The sequence below is a fragment of the Stenotrophomonas sp. SbOxS2 genome (assembly GCF_013416715.1).
Taxonomy (GTDB): Bacteria; Pseudomonadota; Gammaproteobacteria; order Xanthomonadales; family Xanthomonadaceae; genus Stenotrophomonas; species Stenotrophomonas lactitubi.
In genome coordinates this window covers 287,242-304,032 of sequence record NZ_JAAVXD010000007.1, presented here as the reverse complement: position 1 = coordinate 304,032, position 16,791 = coordinate 287,242, and the positions used below count along the sequence as shown (strand labels likewise).

The following is a 16,791-nucleotide window of genomic DNA, read 5'->3' as shown; positions in this document are numbered from 1 at the left end:
GATGAACCAGGCATTGTGGATCGCGAAAACCGGACTGGATGCGCAGCAGATGCGCATGTCGGTGGTTTCCAACAACCTCGCCAACACCAACACCACCGGCTTCAAGCAGGACCGCGCCAGCTTCGAGGACCTGCTGTACCAGCAGGTGCGCCAGCCCGGCGGTTCGTCTTCGGCACAGACCCAGCTGCCCACCGGCCTGCAGATCGGCACCGGCGTGCGCGTGGTGGCCACCGCCAAGAACTTCGAACAGGGCAGCCAGCAGCAGACCGGCCGCGCGCTTGACGTGATGGTCAACGGCCGCGGCTTCTTCGAAGTGCAGATGCCCGACGGCAGCTCGGCCTACACGCGCGACGGCTCGTTCAAGATCAACCAGGACAGCGAGCTGGTCACCAACAGTGGCTACCCGGTGCAGCCGGGCATCCAGATTCCCGAAGGCGCGCAGTCGGTGACCATCGGTACCGACGGCACCATCAGCGTGAAGATGGCTGACGGTGCGGCATCGGTGGAAGTCGGTGCGTTGACCCTGACCGACTTCGTCAATCCGGCGGGCCTGCAGGCACGCGGTGAAAACCTGTTCCTGGAAACCACTGCTTCCGGCCCGGCACAGAACGGCAACCCCGGCCTGAACGGCCTCGGCACCGTGGTGCAGGGGGCGCTGGAAGGCAGCAACGTCAACGTGGTGGAAGAGCTGGTGTCGATGATCGAAACCCAGCGCGCCTACGAAATGAACGCCAAGGCGATCTCGACCACCGACTCGATGCTCGGCTACCTCAGCAACAAGCTCTGACCGCCCTCACCGGGAAACTGCCATGTCGCCCCTTTCTTCCTTCGCCCGTACTGCCCTCGCCTGCGCCGTGGCTGCCCTGCTCGGTGGCTGCGTGATCGCTGGCGACGTGCGCCCCTATCCGACGATGGCGCCGTTGCAGCCGATCATGCCGCCGCAGGCCGAGCCGACCGCAGGCGCGATCTACGCCGCCGGCCCGACCCTGCAGCTGTACTCGGACCGCCGTGCGCGCGATGTCGGCGACCTGCTGACCATCACCCTGCTGGAAAACACCACCGCGCAGACCAGCGCCAACACCGCCACCAATAAGGAATCGAACCTGAGCCTCGGTACGCCGTCGATTCTCGGCGCACCGGTCACCCTGGGCGGCAAGGACATCCTGAGTGCAACGGCCAAGGGCGCGCGTGATTTCACCGGCAAGGGCAACAGCGCGCAGAGCAACCGCCTGCAGGGCAACGTGACCGTGACCGTGGTGCAGCGCCTGCCCAACGGCAACCTGGTGGTGCAGGGGCAGAAGAACCTGCGCCTGAACCAGGGCGACGAACTGGTGCAGGTTCAGGGCATCGTGCGCCCCGGTGACATCAGCGCGGACAACACCGTGCCCTCCAGCCGCGTGGCTGAAGCGCGCATCGTCTATGGCGGCCGCGGCCCTGTCGCGCAGTCCAACGCGATGGGTTGGCTGAGCCGCTTCTTCAACTCCGGCCTGACGCCGTTCTGAGTATGGCCATGAAACTCTTTTTCTCTTCTTCCTGGCAGCGACGCGCTGCGTCGATCTACTGCGCAGTGTTCATGATCTTCGCGGTGGTGGCCCCGGCCAGCGCCGAGCGCATCAAGGACCTGGCCCAGGTGGGTGGCGTGCGTGGCAATGCGCTGGTGGGCTACGGCCTGGTGGTCGGCCTGGATGGCAGCGGTGACCGCACCAGCCAGGCGCCCTTTACCGTGCAGAGCCTGAAGAACCTGCTGGGCGAGCTCGGCGTCAACGTGCCGGCCAACGTCAACCCGCAGCTGAAGAACGTTGCCGCCGTGGCGATCCATGCCGAGCTGCCGCCGTTCGCCAAGCCCGGCCAGCCGATCGACATCACTGTTTCCTCCATCGGCAACGCCGTGTCGCTGCGTGGTGGCTCGCTGCTGATGGCGCCGTTGCGCGGTGCCGATGGCCAGGTCTATGCGATTGCCCAGGGCAACCTGATCGTCGGCGGCTTCGGCGCGCAGGGCAAGGACGGTTCGCGCGTCTCGGTGAACGTGCCCAGCGTCGGCCGCATTCCCAACGGTGCGACCGTTGAACGCGCCCTGCCCGATGTATTCGGTGCCAGCGGCGAGATCACCCTGAACCTGCACAACAGCGACTTCACCACCATCTCGCGGATGGTGGGTGCACTCAACAATGCCTTTGGCGAGGGCTCGGCCCGCGCCGTGGACGGTGGCACGGTTGCCGTGCGCGCGCCGACCGATGCCGGTGCGCGCATCGGCCTGCTGGCCCGCATCGAAAACCTGGAACTGACCCCCGGCGCTGCGCCGGCCAAGGTGGTGGTCAACTCGCGTACCGGCACCGTGGTCATCGGCCAGCAGGTAAGGGTCGGCCCTGCCGCGATCTCGCACGGTTCGCTGACGGTGACCATCCAGGAAAACACCAACGTCAGCCAGCCCAACGCCTTTGCCGGTGGCCAGACCGTGGCCACGCCGCAGTCCACCATTACCGCCACCAACGATGGCAGCCGCATGTTCAAGTTCAATGGCGGCACCACCCTGGACGAGATCGTGCATGCGGTGAATGCCGTTGGCGCGGCACCGGGTGACCTGATCGCGATCCTGGAAGCACTGAAGCAGGCCGGCGCCCTGAGCGCCGAGCTCGAGGTGATCTGACATGCGCATCACTCCCGCATTCGAATTGAGCCCCGCACAGCAGAACGATCCGGCCAAGATCGACAAGGTCGCGCGCCAGCTTGAAGGCCAGTTCGCGCAGATGCTGGTCAAGAGCATGCGTGATGCCAGCTTCGGCGATTCGCTGTTCCCGGGCGAGAACAAGATGTTCCGGGAGATGTACGACCAGAAGATCGCCGAGGCGATGACCCGCGGCAAGGGTCTGGGCCTGTCGAGCATGATCACCCGCCAGTTGTCCGGCGCGCAGGCCGATGGCCCGGCACTGGATACCCGGGTGGATCCGGCCAAGGCCAGCCGCGCCTACCAGCTCAATGCGCCGGCGGCGCCGTCGCTGCCGCTGCAGGATGCCGGCCAGGCCGTGCGCATGCTGCAGCAGATGGCGGCCGGTGTGCAGGAGGGCGCGCAGTCTTCGGTCGCACCGATGGAGCAGGCGCTGGACCTGATCGCGGGCCGGGAAAGCAGCAGCATGCACCGTTCGCTGGGCACCGACGATCCCTATGCCGGCGCCATCGGTGGTGCCGATTGGGCCGCTGCCAGCGACCAGTGGGCACCGACCGCCAGCAACCGCGGCAGCAGCGGCACCCCGGCCGATGCGCTGGCCACCCGCACCGCCGTCGCCCAGCTGGGCGCGCACACACCCGAAGGCTTCGTCGCCAGTATCTGGCAGCACGCGCAGAGCGCGGCCAAGGAACTGGGCGTGGACGCCCGCGCCCTGGTTGCGCAGGCAGCGCTGGAAACCGGCTGGGGCAAGCGCCAGATCAAGCATGCCGACGGCAGCACCTCGCACAACCTGTTCGGCATCAAGGCCACCGGCTGGAAGGGCCAGAGCGCTACCGCTGGCACCCATGAGTATGTCGATGGCGTGCGCCGCAACGAGACCGCGAGCTTCCGCGCCTACACCTCGCCCGCGGAGAGCTTTGCCGACTACGTGCGCCTGCTGAAGACCAGCCCGCGCTACCAGCAGGCGCTGCAGGCCGGCACCGATGTGCAGGGCTTCGCGCGCGGCCTGCAACGCGCCGGCTATGCCACCGACCCGCGCTACGCGGCCAAGATCGCCGCGATCGCCGGCGGCCCGACCATCGAGCGCGCCGTGGCCGCCGTGGCCGACGCCGGCTCACGCATCGGTCAGACCTTCGCCAGCACCGCAACCGCGGCGCTGGGTATCACTCGTCGTTGAGGAACCCCATGTCCAGCGTACTTTCCACCGGTACCAGTGCCCTGCTCGCCTTCCAGCGTGCGTTGGCCACCACCAGCCACAACGTGGCCAACCTCAACACGCCCGGTTACAGCCGGCAGAAGGTCGACTTCGCCACCGCCACCCCGCAGAACTATGGCTACGGCGACGTTGGCAACGGCACCCGCATCGTCGACATCCGCCGCGCGGCCGACCAGCTGGCGATCTCGCGCCTGCTCGACAGCAGCGGTGAGCTGGCGCGCCTGAAGCAGCTTTCGGGCATGGCCGACCGGGTCAATGCGCTGTTCTCCGACGCGGCCACCAACGTGGCCGGGGTCTGGTCGAACTTCTTCGACACCGTCAGCGGCCTGTCCTCCAACGCGGCCGGCACCGCCGACCGGCAGAACATGCTGGATGGTGGCAAGGCGCTGGCCAACCGCTTCAGCCAGCTCAACACCCATCTGAACAACCTCAATGGCGAGGTCAACAACGGGTTGATGGCCGGTGCCACCGAGGTCAACCGGCTGGCGTCGGAGATCGCGCAGATCAACGGCGCGATCGGCACCAACATCGCCAACGCCGCCCCTGACCTGCTCGATCGCCGCGACCAGTTGATCTCGCAGCTGGTGGGCTACACCGGCGGCACGGCGGTGATCCAGGACGGCGGCATCATGAACGTCTACACCGCCGGCGGCCAGGCGCTGGTGGTAGGCACCACTGCATCGAAGGTCACCACGGTGGCCGACCCGTACCAGCCCGAGCGCCTGCAGCTCGCACTGCAGACCCAGGGCGGCACCATTACCCTGGACCCGAAGGCGGTGGGCGGCCAGATCGGGGGTCTGCTCGAGTTCCGCGACACCGTGCTGACCCCGGCCCAGGCCGAACTGGGCAAACTGGCTGTCGGCCTGGCCGAGACCTTCAACAGCACCCATCGCCAGGGCGTCGATCTGTACGGCAAGATGGGCGGCGACTTCTTCAACATCGGCACGCCGCGTGTCACCGGCAATGCCAGCAACACCGGCACCGGTTCGATCAGCGCCAGCTATGGCGACCTTGGCAAACTGGAAGCGCAGAACATTGTGCTGAAGTTCGATGGCAGCAACTGGACCGCCAGCCGCGCCGACACCGGTGCGAGCGTTCCGCTGACCGGTACCGGCACCGCCGCTGACCCGTTGCTCATCAACGGCGTGAAGCTGGTGGTCGGTGGTACCCCGGCGGCCAACGACCGCTTCCTGCTGCAGCCGACAGCCGGCGTGGCCGGCAGCCTGGAGATGGCGATCACCGATCCCTCGCGCATTGCCGCGGCGGCCGCGATCAAGGGTGCGGCGGCACTGGCCAACACCGGTACCGGCAAGCTGAGCGGCGTGACCGTGACCGACTCAGCCAACGCCAACCTGCGCAATCCTGCTGCAATCGTGTTCACCTCGGCCACCACCTACACCATCGATGGTGGCCCGCCGCAGACCTACACGCCCGGCCAGACCATCAGCGCCAACGGCTGGAGCTTCGTGCTCGATGGCGTGCCGAAGAATGGCGACACCTTCAACATCACTCCGACCCCGGCCGGCTCGTCGGACAACAGCAACGCGACCAAACTGTCCAAGGTGGAATCGGCCAAGGCGTTCAACGCCGGCACGGTAACGCTGGGCGGCGCGTTGGGCGGGCTGACCACCCAGGTCGGCGCGGCGGCGCGTTCGGCGGAATACTCGCTGGGGGCGCAGCAGGTGATCGCCGACCAAGCGCAGGCCGCGCGTGACGAAGTGTCCGGCGTCAACCTCGATGAGGAAGCGGCCGACATGCTGCGCCTGCAACAGGCCTACCAGGCCGCCTCGCAGCTGATTTCCACGGCCGACTCCATGTTCCAGACCATCCTGGGAGCCGTGCGCCGATGAGCAACCGTATTTCCACCGGAATGATGTACAGCCAGTCGGTGGCGCTGATGATGGCCAAGCAGGCCAAGCTCAGCCATCTGGAACAGCAGATCGCCACCGGCAGCAAGATCGTCAGCGCCAAGGACGATCCGGTCGCCGCAGGTGCCGCGGTTGGCCTGGACCGCAGCCTGGCCGCACTGGAGCGCATGAAGCTCAACGGCAACAACGTGCAGAACCGCCTGGGCGTGCAGGAAAACACCCTCGCCCAGGTCAACGACCTGATGGCGCGCGTCAACGATCTGACCATCCAGGCCAGCAATCCCGCCTTGAGTGCGCCTGACAAGAAGACCCTGATCACCGAGTTGAACCAGATCCGCGACGGTCTGCTGTCGCTGGCCAACAGCAGCGATGGCACCGGCCGCTACGTGTTCGGTGGTACCAACGACAGCGATCCGCCGTTCGCCAAGATTGACGGCAAAGTTGTCTATCGCGGCGACCAGACCCAGCGCCAGGTGGAAGTCGGCCCTGACACCTACGTGCGCGACGCCCTGCCCGGCAGCGAGATCTTCCTGCGCATTCCCACCGGCGATGGCTTCGTTGATGGCAGCGCAGCGGCAGGCAACACCGGCAACGGCGTGCTGACCAACATCACCCGCGATGGCAGCGACAGCTGGAACGGGCAGTCATTCAGTGTGCGCTTCACTGCCGCCGACCAGTACGAAGTGCTCGACAGTGCCGGCAACGTGACCATCACCGGCACCTACAAGGCCGGCAGCGAACTGGAGATCAACGGCGTTCGCCTGCAGATCGCGGGCGCACCAGCGACAGGTGACAGCTTCAATGTGCAGGCCGCCAGCAGCCGCGACATCTTCGGCACCATGGACAAGCTGATCGCCGCGCTGGATGCCGATACCGGTACCCCGGCGAAGATGGCCGCGCAGCAGAACGAGCTGCAGAGCGCATTGCGTGATGTCGGCCGCGCTGCGGAACGGATGATCGATTCCCGCGCTGCCGGTGGCGCGCAGCTGAAGGCGCTGGACAATGCGGCGGAGATGCGCGAGGCCAATGGCGTAACGCTGAAGACCACGCTGTCGCAGATGCGTGACCTGGACTACGCCGATGCGTTGAGCCAGTACCAGCTGGAAAGCACCGCATTGCAGGCGGCACAGACACTGTTCTCGCAGATGCAGTCGATGTCGCTGTTCAACAAGATCCGCTGATTCCACGCGCCCGCGTTGGAGCCCAAGGCCGCGATGCCCTGCATCGCGGCCTTTTTCGTTTCCGCGGTCATGTACCGCTGCGCTCGCCGGGCCATGCCCGGCGGATGTGCCGGGATCGCCCATCAAGCCCAGCCGGGCCCCGCCGATACCTTCATCAGCGTGGGGCGGGCATGACTGGCCACCCCTTCCAGGGTTCACCCCGCCCCTTCCGGGCCGGCGGAAATCCCCGGAAAAACAGCTTTCAGCGACGAAATTCGGCTGCAACGAAATTCCCCGCTAAAGGTTGTTGACAAAGCGCCGTTATTCATTTGGCAACGGCGAAGCACACAGCCAAACAAAAAAATCAGGCGGCGCTTCGTTTCATTCACCAACGGGTTCCACATAAGAGGAGACGACCCCATGGCACAGGTAATCAACACCAATACGATGTCGCTCAACGCTCAGCGCAACCTGAGCACCAGCGGCAGCTCGCTCGCTACCACCATCCAGCGCCTCTCGTCCGGCCTGCGCATCAACAGCGCGAAGGACGACGCCGCCGGTCTGGCCATCAGCGAGCGCTTCACCACCCAGATCCGTGGTCTGGACGTGGCCATCCGCAACGCCAACGACGGCATCTCGCTGGCCCAGGTCGCCGAGGGTTCGCTGAACGAAGTCGGCAACAACCTGCAGCGCATCCGCGAACTGGGCGTGCAGGCCTCCAACGCCACCAACTCGGCCAGCGACCGCAAGGCGCTGCAGGCCGAAGTGACCCAGCTGGTCAGCGAGATCGACCGCGTCGCCAAGCAGGCCGACTTCAACGGCACCAAGCTGCTGGACGGTTCGTTCACCAGCCAGCTGTTCCAGGTGGGCGCCAACGCCGGCCAGGCCATCGCCATCAACAGCGTGGTCAACGCCAAGGCCGATTCGCTGGGCGCGGCCAACTTTGCCAACGGCTACACCGGCACCGCACTGGCCGTCGACAAGGCCACCGCCGATACCACCTACTCCGGCCTGCAGATCTCGGTGACCCCGCCGGGCGGCACCGCCACCACGGTCACCGTCAGCGACTTCACCGTGAAGGCAGGCGAGTCGATCACCTCGGCCACCGCTGCTGCGATCAACAACAAGCTGGGCGAAACCGGCGTGGTTGCCTCCGTCAACGCCGGCGTGGTCAGCCTGGCGTCGGTCAAGGACGGCCAGACCTTCACCCTGGGCGTCAGCGCGGCCACCCCGCCGGCCGGCGTCACCGCCGCCACCATCGCCGGCCTGGGCCTGACCGAGACAAGCACCAACGGCGGCACGCTGACCGGCGCAACGGCCAGCTTCGTCAAGGACCTGAACGTCACCACGGCCGAGGGCGCACAGAAGGCGATGTCGATCGTCGACAAGGCCCTCGAATCGGTCAACAGCGTGCGCGCCGACCTCGGCGCCATCCAGAACCGCTTCACCTCGGTGGTCGCCAACCTGCAGACCTCCTCGGAGAACCTGTCCGCATCGCGCAGCCGCATCCGCGATACCGACTTCGCCAAGGAAACCGCCGAGCTGACCCGCACCCAGATCCTGCAGCAGGCCGGTACGGCCATGCTGGCCCAGGCCAACCAGGTACCGCAGAACGTGCTCAGCCTGTTGCAGCGCTGACATGAGCCGCCCCCGGGGCACGTCGGGGGCGTCTAACCCAACTCACGTGCAACCGCTCAAGGACCTCTCCTCATGGCACAAGTAATCAACACCAACACGATGTCGTTGAATGCTCAGCGTAACCTGAGCACCAGCGGCAGCTCGCTGGCCACCACCATCCAGCGCCTGTCCTCCGGTTCGCGCATCAACAGTGCCAAGGACGATGCGGCCGGTCTGGCCATCTCCGAGCGCTTCGGCACGCAGATCCGCGGTACCGACGTTGCCATCCGCAATGCCAACGACGGCATCTCGCTGGCCCAGGTCGCCGAAGGTTCGCTGACCGAAATCGGCAACAACCTGCAGCGCGTCCGCGAGCTGTCGGTGCAGGCCTCCAACGCCACCAACTCGGCCAGCGACCGCAAGGCCCTGCAGGCCGAAGTGACCCAGCTGGTTTCGGAAATCGACCGCGTCGCCAAGCAGTCGGACTTCAACGGCACCAAGCTGCTGGACGGCTCGTTCTCCAGCCAGCTGTTCCAGGTCGGCGCCAACGCCGGCCAGGCCATCGCCATCGACAAGACCATCGATGCCAAGGCCAATGCCCTGGGTGGCGCCAAGTTCGACACCAACGCGCTGGTCCTGGCCGACCCGGGCACCAATGCGGACTTCACCACCACCGGCCTGTCGATCAACGGTGTGGCCATCGCCGATGTCTCGGTCAAGCAGGGCGCCGACGCCGCTGCCACCGGCAAGGCGTCGCGTGAAGCGCTGGTGACCGCCATCAACGCCAAGATCGGTGAAACCGGCGTTTACGCCGAAGTGAACGGCACCGCCGGCGTGACCCTGACTTCGGTCAAGGACAGCGCCAATGCCGATGGCTCGTTCAAGGCCATCACTGCCACTCCGGGCACCTGGGCAGGCAACACGCAGGCCACCTTCACCGCCACTGCCGCTGCTGCGGCCCCGGCAGCGAAGTACGCCAGCAACCTGGACGTCAGCACCGTGAAGGGCGCCCAGCAGGCGATGGAAATCGTCGACAAGGCCCTGGGCGCGATCAACAGCACCCGCGCTGACCTCGGTGCGATCCAGAACCGCTTCACCTCGGTCGTGGCCAACCTGCAGACCTCGTCGGAAAACCTGTCCTCGTCGCGCAGCCGCATCAAGGACACCGACTTCGCCAAGGAAACCGCCGAGCTGACCCGCACCCAGATCCTGCAGCAGGCCGGTACGGCCATGCTGGCCCAGGCCAACCAGGTGCCGCAGGGCGTGCTCAGCCTGCTGCGCTGATCTGCTCTCTGATCGACCTCCGGGCGCTGCATGACGCGGCGCCCGGATCCTGAAACACGTTCCACCTTCGCCAAAGGAAAAGCACCATGGCACAAGTCATCAACACCAATACCATGTCCCTGAATGCTCAGCGCAACCTGAGCACCAGTGGCAGCTCGCTGGCCACCACCATCCAGCGCCTGTCCTCCGGTTCGCGCATCAACAGCGCCAAGGACGATGCGGCCGGTCTGGCAATCTCCGAGCGCTTCGGCACCCAGATCCGTGGCACCGACGTCGCCATCCGCAATGCCAACGACGGCATTTCGCTGGCCCAGGTCGCCGAAGGTTCGCTGACTGAAATCGGCAACAACCTGCAGCGCGTCCGCGAGCTGTCGGTGCAGGCCTCCAACGCCACCAACTCGGCCAGCGACCGCAAGGCGCTGCAGGCCGAAGTGACCCAGCTGGTTTCGGAAATCGACCGCGTCGCCAAGCAGTCGGACTTCAACGGCACCAAGCTGCTGGACGGCTCGTTCTCCAGCCAGCTGTTCCAGGTGGGCGCCAACGCCGGCCAGTCGATCGCCATCGACAAGACCATCGACGCCAAGGCCGGCTCGCTGGGCACCGCGACCTTCGCCAACGGCGCAACTGACGCCCTGGTTGCCAGCACCGACGGCGCACGCATCACCGGCAAGGTGATGGGTGTGGACATCGGTACGGTCGAACTGAAGGCCGGCGCCACCACCGCAGACGCTTCGAAGGCGGTCGCGACCGCGATCAACGCCAAGATCGGTGAGGCCGGCATCTACGCCGAAGCCAATGCCGACGGCACGATGAAGCTGAGCTCGGTGAAGGAAGGCAAGGCCATCGTGGCCGCCGACATCGCCCTGGAGCGCAGCGACCTGAACGCCGGTACTGGCGTGTGGGGCGCGAAGGCTGCAGCCGGCGCCTACACCGCCGGCACCGACACCGCCGCCAACGTGCAGAAGCTGGATGTGAGCACCGTGCTCGGCGCCCAGCAGTCGCTGGAAGTGGTCGACAAGGCCCTGGGTGCGATCAACAGCACCCGCGCCGACCTCGGTGCGATCCAGAACCGCTTCACCTCGGTCGTAGCCAACCTGCAGACCTCGTCGGAAAACCTGTCCTCGTCGCGTAGCCGCATCAAGGACACCGACTTCGCCAAGGAAACCGCCGAGCTGACCCGCACCCAGATCCTGCAGCAGGCCGGTACGGCCATGCTGGCCCAGGCCAACCAGGTGCCGCAGGGCGTGCTCAGCCTGCTGCGCTGATCCACGGCAAGAAGGCGCCGCTACCGTCGGCTTGAACCGACGGTAGCGGCAACCCGACAGCCACGGCGTACACAGATGCGGGCCATGCCCGGCCCGGGAAGCGTCCCGAACCGGCTTGGCATCGCCCGCCCCTGCGGACCTCTCTTTCAGCGTTGTGCATTTTGACTGTACGTACCGGGCGGCTTCGTCTCCCCCCGATTGTCAGTAGCCTGATCCCTCCCCTGCATTGGGGGAGGGTTTTTTACAGACCCCCGGCAGCCCGCGGTGAACCCACCCGCACCCTGCCCCAGACCTCCTGCAACCGGCGTGCCAGAACTGCCCTTCCGGCCAGTGGCACGGCGCATGCATCAACGAAGTCCTCAAGACCCAGCGGCGCAGGCCGCTATTTTCGTTGACGACGGGCCGCCGCACGATGGCCAGGCCCGTATACCAGGAGAAACGACGTGGCAGACTTTGGATACGGTGGCATTGGCTCAGGGCTGGACATCTCCAGCATCGTCAACCAGCTGGTCGCGGCGGACCGCAAGCCGGCCGACAACGCGCTGAACCTGCAGCAGTCCAAGACCAAGATGCAGCTGTCGTCGCTCGGCACGGTCACCTCGGCCTTCGACAAGCTGAAGACCGCCCTGACCGCGCTGAAGGCCACTACTGCCTTCGACACCCGCACCGTCACCGCCACCGGCAAAGCCGGCCCCAACAACGCCAACGATGTGCTGACCGCGTCGGTAGCGCTGTACGACGTCGGCACCAGCAAGGCCGCCGCGTCCAACGGCACCCATCTGATCGAGGTGAAGAACCTGGCATCGGCGCACAAGCTGATCGCCGACACCTCGGTGCCCAAGACCGACACCTTCGGTGCCGGAACCTTGACGCTGACCGTCGGCGTGGGCGACAAGGCCAAGACGATGAACGTGCAGGTGGAGGAAGGCGACACCCTTACCACCGTCCGCAACAAGATCGACGCCGCTGGCCGCAAGGAAGGCGTGCAGGCGACACTGATCACCTCCGGCGACAACCAGTACCTGTCCATCGCCCAGGAAAAGACCGGTGCAGCCAGCGCCATCAAGCTGGAGTACGCCGGCAGCGATACGAAGCTGGGCGCGCTGGTCGGCAGCCTGAAGGAAAACAGCCCCGCCAAGGATGCGCTGCTGACCATTGATGGTGTGGAAGTAGTGAGTGCCAGCAACACCGTGGCCGATGCCGTGCCAGGCCTGACCCTGAACCTGAAGGAACAGGGCAAGAGCACGGTGGTCATCAGCACCGACACCACTGCCGCGACCAAGGTGATGCAGGAGTTCGTGACCGCCTACAACGCGGCCGTCGCGGCGATCAACACCGAAACCAAGTACGACCCGAAGACCAAGAAAGCGGCTGCACTGACCGGCGACGCACAGATGCGTGGTGCGATCGCGCAGCTGCGTTCGACGATGTCCGGCGTGCTCAAGGACCTGGCAGGCGACCAGCTGGACGCCAAGGCGCTGGGCCTGCAGACCCGCGGCTACCCCAACGCCGATGGCACCCTGGTGCTGGACAGCACCAAGTTCGCTGCCGCCCTCGCCGCCCAGCCGGAAAAGATCCGCCAGGCGGTCACCGGCGATACCGGCGGTGCCGGCCGCCTGTATTCGCTGGTTGACGGCTACGTCAGCACCACGGTCGGCAAGGAAGGCGCGTTCGTCGCCCGCACCAAGGGACTGAACACCACGCTGGACAACATCGACAAGCGCCGCAAGGACCTGGACGCGCGCATGGTCGGTGTCGAGGCCCGTTACAAGAAGCAGTTCGTGGCATTGGACAGCCTGATGGGCAAGCTGCAGCAGAGCAACACCGCGCTGCAGCAGCAGCTGGCCCAGTTGAACCGCTGAGGAAACACGCGCGGCGCTCAAGTTTGGCGCCGTACGCACCGATAACGGACGCAACAGCAATCATCGCAGTGCCGGCGTCAACGGTCCCTTCGACCGCACCCCGGCACCCCGCGCAAGGGAGAATCACGAATGTACGGTTCCAGCCGTCAGTACGCCGAGCAATACCGCCAGGTGGGTGTGACCAGTGCGGTCGCCGATGCCGATCCGCACAAACTGGTGGCGCTGCTGCTGTCCGGCGCACTGGAGCGCGTGCGCCGTGCACAGGCCACGCTCGAGCAGGGCGACCAGGCCGGCAAGGGCAAGGCGATCGGCGAAGCATGCGCGATCGTCGCCCACCTCAACGGCTCGCTGGACCATGAAGCCGGCGGCGAGATCGCCGGCAACCTGTCGGCGCTGTATGACTATCTGCTGCAGCGCCTGACCGAGGCCAACCTGCACAACGACCGCGCTGCACTGGACGAATCGCTGCAGCTGCTGGGCGAGATCGACGGTGCCTGGAATGCCATTCCGCACGAACAGCGCCGTCCCGCGGCGGTGGCGCCATGAGCCTGCTTGAACTCAATGCGCAGCTGGATGCCTTCGAGAAGGCCCTCGACGAAGAGGCATTCGAACAGGCCGACAGCCTGCTCGACGGCCATGACAGCACCCTGCATGCACTGCTGAGCCAACCGTTGACCAGCGCCGACCACGCACCGCTGTCGGCGCTGCTGGAACGCCAGCAGAGCCTGATTGGCCTGCTGCGCCAGCGTCGCGATGCCGTATCGGTGCAGATGCAGGACGGCCGCCGCTCCCTTCGCGCCGCGCATGCCTACCTGCAGGCAGAATCGCTGGCATGACCGTCCTGCCGACCACGTCCCTGCACCACCCGGCCGAAAGCGAGCTGTTCGACGAAACGCTCAGCTGCGAACTGGCCCTTCCCGCCGAGTTCCAGGCCGGTAGTGCAACAGGCCGGACCAGCAGTGCCGAAGGCCTGCTGCGCAGCCTGGCGCTGGTCGAAGACAGTCGCATCGACGAACACGAAGAACGCAGCGAAGCCAGCCTGCAGCTGCAGCGCCTGGAAGCCAAGGTGGACCTGACCATGGTCCTGCTCGGCCGCCTGATCCGCCAGCAGGGCCAGGAACCGACGCTGCGCCCGGTGCGCTGGTCGCGCCGCGGCATCCGCCTGCAGCTGGGCCCGCGCAGTGGCAGCCTGCCCGGCCAGGCCGGCGTCGTCCGCCTGCAACCCAGCGACTGGCTGCCCGACCATATCGACCTGCCGGTGGAAGTCATCGCCGAAGCAGCCGATGGCGGCGGCGGCCACTACCTGTGGCTGCGTTTCCATCACCTCGGCGATGGTCTGGAAATGGCAATGGAACGGCATCTGTTCCGGCTGCATCGGCGGCAGGTGGCCGAGGCCCGTCGCGCACGCTGAAATCTGCCACCATGCAGGCATACGGCCAGCCCTTGGCGTGCCCGTTCAGCTAAGTTAAGGTGGACCCCCCTCCCCAACCTCCAGCGTGCCTGTGCGAGTTCTCATCGTCGACGATCACACCCTGGTTCGCGCCGGCCTGGCGCGGTTGCTGCAGGGGTTTGCCGACGTGCAGCTCGTCGCCGAGGCCAGCAATGCCGAACAGGCACTGCAGATGGCCCTGCAGCACGCACCGGACGTGGTGCTGATGGACCTGTCGCTGCCCGGCCGTACCGGCCTGGAAGCACTGAGCGACATCCGCCTGCGCGCACCGGGTACGCGCATCGTGATGATGACCATGCATGATGACGCCGCCCACGTACGCGATGCACTCGATCGCGGCGCCGTCGGTTTCGTGGTGAAGGATGCCGCGCCGCAGGAACTGGAACTGGCGCTGCGTGCCGCGCATGCTGGCCAGGTGTTCCTGAGCCCGCAGATCTCGGCCAAGATGCTGGCACCGATGCTCGGCCGCGAAAAGCCGACCGGCATAGCCGCACTGTCGCCGCGCCAGCGCGAGATCCTTCGCCGCATCGGCAAGGGCGAGAGCAACAAGGAAATCGCCGCCGACCTTGGCATCAGCGTCAAGACGGTGGAGACCCATCGCGCGCGAATGATGGAATCACTGGGCTGCCGTCGCGCCAACGATCTGCTGCTGCTGGCTGCGCGCCACCAGCACGAGCTGGAATGACGTCCTCGCGACACGGGTAACGCCGTGGTGCCGCCCACGGGCTTGGCGACGAAATACCGTCACCCACACGTGCCCCGACGGGATTCCGTACGAGGAGCGCGGGCGAGCAGCACGGCGATCGACCACGAATCAACGATTTAGCGACCGGAATCGTCAAATTCCCGCGCTTGTGTAGGGAATTTCCTTACAAGCTGTCGGGAATACCACCAACCCCCTCAGGAACCCCCCGATTCCGCGCCTGCCGGATCAAAAGCAAGATGTGTTCCACAAGGCGTCGGGGAGCGGCGCCGGGGACTCACGATGAAGGCTTCACTTTCGACCCAGCTGGGTCAACAGCTTCACCTCACCCCGCAGTTGCTGCAGTCGATCAGGCTGCTGCAGCTCGACGGCCTGCACCTGGAGCAGGAAATCCAGCGCCTGCTGGAATCCAATCCGCTGCTGGAAATCGAAGACGCCGAAGCGCCCGCCGCTGAAGCCACCGATGCAGCCAGCACCACGCTCGATACGGCTGCGTTCGACGAGCTGCCCGAATCCTCGATGTGGGATGTGTCCGGCGCCAACTGGCAGGACGGCGATGACGACCGCATGGCGCGCATTGCCGCTGGCGAGTCGAGCGACCCGCAGCTGCGCGTGCTGCAGCGCCTGGCGCTGGACCTGGACGAGCGCGAACTGGCCGTGGCCGCCTTCTGGCTGGAACACTGCGACGATGCCGGCTACCTGCAGGCACCGCTGGCACAGCTGCAACTGCTGGCCAGTGCGCAGTTCGATATCGATGCCAACGGCGTTGAAGCGATCCGTCAGCACCTGCTGCAGGGCGAGCCGGCCGGCATGGCCGCGCAGGACCTGCGCGAATCGCTGCTGGCCCAGCTGTGCAGCCTGCACGGGGTGGTGCCGGCACGTCATCTCGCCGCGCGCATTCTGGACGGCGCGCTCGATGCCTTGGCCGCCCACGACTACCCTGCCCTCGCCCGCCAGCACGATGCCGAGATCGAGGACGTGCGCGAAGCCGTTCGCCTGATCCTGTCGCTGCAGCCGCGCCCGGGCGACAGCCTGCTGCCCGAGCGCAATGCAGTGGTGGTGCCCGACGTGGTCGCCTGGCACGCCGATGAACAATGGAAGGTGGCGTTGAACCCGGCCACCAGCCGCCGGGTATCGATCAACAGCCAGTACGAACAGGCCCTGGCCGAGACCAGCGAGGCCGCCCCCGCGCTGCGCGAGATGCTGCAGGAGGCGCGCTGGTTCAGCCGCGGCCTGTCGATGCGCTATGACACCCTGCTGCGCACCGCGCGGGTGATCGTCGAGCGCCAGGCGGCCTTCCTGGTACGTGGCGAGGAAGCCATGGCACCGCTGACCCTGAAGGAAGTGGCCGAGGAAATCGGCATGCACGAATCCACCGTTTCGCGCATCACCACCGGCAAGTACCTGCAGACCCCGCGCGGCACCTTCGAGCTCAAGCACTTCTTCGCCGTGCGCCTGGAAGGCGCGAGCGTGTCCGGCCAGGCGGTCAAGGCCATGGTCCGCCGCCTGATCGACGCCGAACCGGCAGGACGCCCGTTGGCGGACGAGGCCATCGCTGGCCTGCTGTCCCGCCAGGGGGTGAACATCGCCCGACGAACCGTCGCAAAATACCGCGAACAACTGGATATCGCCCCGGCCCGCGAACGGCGCCGGGTCAACGCCAGGCAACCGCAGCTGGCCCGGGTGGGCTGAAAAGGATGT

16 protein-coding genes are annotated in these 16,791 nt (G+C 66.4%); 15 read left to right on the top strand and 1 reads right to left on the bottom strand.

The features are described 5' to 3' along the window. Position 1 precedes the first annotated feature (1 nt). The 6 genes from flgG to flgL are packed head-to-tail and all read left to right on the top strand — an operon-like array spanning position 2 to position 6,930. Positions 2–787, top strand: coding sequence for a flagellar basal-body rod protein FlgG (gene flgG, locus HFK18_RS16115; RefSeq protein WP_025879105.1), 786 nt, complete (start codon positions 2–4; stop codon positions 785–787). Between the two features lie 22 nt (positions 788–809). Then, positions 810–1,502: a flagellar basal body L-ring protein FlgH gene (gene flgH, locus HFK18_RS16110; protein ID WP_025879104.1), complete on the top strand. Its 693-nt coding sequence runs from the start codon at positions 810–812 to the stop codon at positions 1,500–1,502. A 2-nt stretch (positions 1,503–1,504) separates the two neighbouring features. Beyond that, positions 1,505–2,647 (top strand): flagellar basal body P-ring protein FlgI, encoded by a 1,143-nt coding sequence (locus tag HFK18_RS16105; protein ID WP_180167011.1) that lies wholly within the window; start codon positions 1,505–1,507, stop codon positions 2,645–2,647. A 1-nt stretch (position 2,648) separates the two neighbouring features. Further along, positions 2,649–3,842, top strand: coding sequence for a flagellar assembly peptidoglycan hydrolase FlgJ (flgJ, locus tag HFK18_RS16100; RefSeq protein WP_100552485.1), 1,194 nt, complete (start codon positions 2,649–2,651; stop codon positions 3,840–3,842). 8 nt (positions 3,843–3,850) lie between these two features. Continuing rightward, positions 3,851–5,731, top strand: coding sequence for a flagellar hook-associated protein FlgK (flgK, locus tag HFK18_RS16095; protein ID WP_180167010.1), 1,881 nt, complete (start codon positions 3,851–3,853; stop codon positions 5,729–5,731). Further along, on the top strand, positions 5,728–6,930 hold the full coding sequence (flgL, locus tag HFK18_RS16090) for a flagellar hook-associated protein FlgL (RefSeq protein WP_180167009.1): 1,203 nt from the start codon (positions 5,728–5,730) through the stop codon (positions 6,928–6,930). Before flgK ends, flgL begins: the two co-directional genes overlap by 4 nt. Before the next feature lie 194 nt (positions 6,931–7,124). On the opposite strand, the gene HFK18_RS16085 is transcribed toward flgL, so the two are convergent. Next, entirely contained in the window at positions 7,125–7,298 is a 174-nt protein-coding gene (locus tag HFK18_RS16085) for a hypothetical protein (RefSeq protein ID WP_180167008.1), read from the bottom strand. Between the two features lie 31 nt (positions 7,299–7,329). On the opposite strand from HFK18_RS16085, the gene HFK18_RS16080 reads away from it, so the two are divergent. From HFK18_RS16080 to rpoN, 9 genes are all read left to right on the top strand, one after another. Further along, complete coding sequence (locus HFK18_RS16080) at positions 7,330–8,547, top strand: flagellin (protein WP_100552482.1); 1,218 nt, start codon at positions 7,330–7,332, stop codon at positions 8,545–8,547. Positions 8,548–8,619: 72 nt separating this feature from the next. Beyond that, entirely contained in the window at positions 8,620–9,810 is a 1,191-nt protein-coding gene (locus tag HFK18_RS16075) for a flagellin (RefSeq protein ID WP_100552481.1), read from the top strand. Between the two features lie 86 nt (positions 9,811–9,896). Continuing rightward, entirely contained in the window at positions 9,897–11,075 is a 1,179-nt protein-coding gene (locus HFK18_RS16070) for a flagellin (protein WP_100552480.1), read from the top strand. Between the two features lie 443 nt (positions 11,076–11,518). Further along, a complete protein-coding gene (fliD, locus tag HFK18_RS16065; protein ID WP_180167007.1) occupies positions 11,519–12,937 on the top strand; it encodes a flagellar filament capping protein FliD in 1,419 nt (472 codons plus the stop codon). 129 nt (positions 12,938–13,066) lie between these two features. Next, the gene (gene fliS / locus HFK18_RS16060; protein WP_089241027.1) at positions 13,067–13,483 is read left to right on the top strand and encodes a flagellar export chaperone FliS; all 417 of its coding nucleotides are present in this window, start codon (positions 13,067–13,069) and stop codon (positions 13,481–13,483) included. Further along, complete coding sequence (locus tag HFK18_RS16055) at positions 13,480–13,773, top strand: hypothetical protein (protein WP_099818402.1); 294 nt, start codon at positions 13,480–13,482, stop codon at positions 13,771–13,773. Before fliS ends, HFK18_RS16055 begins: the two co-directional genes overlap by 4 nt. Then, on the top strand, positions 13,770–14,348 hold the full coding sequence (locus HFK18_RS16050; protein ID WP_180167006.1) for a PilZ domain-containing protein: 579 nt from the start codon (positions 13,770–13,772) through the stop codon (positions 14,346–14,348). The genes HFK18_RS16055 and HFK18_RS16050 overlap by 4 nt, the downstream gene beginning before the upstream one ends. 91 nt (positions 14,349–14,439) lie before the next feature. Beyond that, complete coding sequence (locus tag HFK18_RS16045; protein ID WP_025879002.1) at positions 14,440–15,072, top strand: response regulator transcription factor; 633 nt, start codon at positions 14,440–14,442, stop codon at positions 15,070–15,072. A 300-nt stretch (positions 15,073–15,372) separates the two neighbouring features. Next, a complete protein-coding gene (gene rpoN / locus HFK18_RS16040; RefSeq protein WP_180167005.1) occupies positions 15,373–16,782 on the top strand; it encodes an RNA polymerase factor sigma-54 in 1,410 nt (469 codons plus the stop codon). Positions 16,783–16,791 lie beyond the last annotated feature (9 nt).

Coding starts and splice junctions, on each gene's coding strand:
- flgL (WP_180167009.1), top strand. CDS start 5,728: ATGAGCAACCGTATTTCCACCGGAATGATGTACAGCCAGTCGGTGGCG.
- HFK18_RS16070 (WP_100552480.1), top strand. CDS start 9,897: ATGGCACAAGTCATCAACACCAATACCATGTCCCTGAATGCTCAGCGC.
- flgG (WP_025879105.1), top strand. CDS start 2: ATGAACCAGGCATTGTGGATCGCGAAAACCGGACTGGATGCGCAGCAG.
- flgH (WP_025879104.1), top strand. CDS start 810: ATGTCGCCCCTTTCTTCCTTCGCCCGTACTGCCCTCGCCTGCGCCGTG.
- flgK (WP_180167010.1), top strand. CDS start 3,851: ATGTCCAGCGTACTTTCCACCGGTACCAGTGCCCTGCTCGCCTTCCAG.
- HFK18_RS16055 (WP_099818402.1), top strand. CDS start 13,480: ATGAGCCTGCTTGAACTCAATGCGCAGCTGGATGCCTTCGAGAAGGCC.
- HFK18_RS16105 (WP_180167011.1), top strand. CDS start 1,505: ATGGCCATGAAACTCTTTTTCTCTTCTTCCTGGCAGCGACGCGCTGCG.
- fliS (WP_089241027.1), top strand. CDS start 13,067: ATGTACGGTTCCAGCCGTCAGTACGCCGAGCAATACCGCCAGGTGGGT.
- HFK18_RS16050 (WP_180167006.1), top strand. CDS start 13,770: ATGACCGTCCTGCCGACCACGTCCCTGCACCACCCGGCCGAAAGCGAG.
- HFK18_RS16075 (WP_100552481.1), top strand. CDS start 8,620: ATGGCACAAGTAATCAACACCAACACGATGTCGTTGAATGCTCAGCGT.
- HFK18_RS16080 (WP_100552482.1), top strand. CDS start 7,330: ATGGCACAGGTAATCAACACCAATACGATGTCGCTCAACGCTCAGCGC.
- flgJ (WP_100552485.1), top strand. CDS start 2,649: ATGCGCATCACTCCCGCATTCGAATTGAGCCCCGCACAGCAGAACGAT.
- rpoN (WP_180167005.1), top strand. CDS start 15,373: ATGAAGGCTTCACTTTCGACCCAGCTGGGTCAACAGCTTCACCTCACC.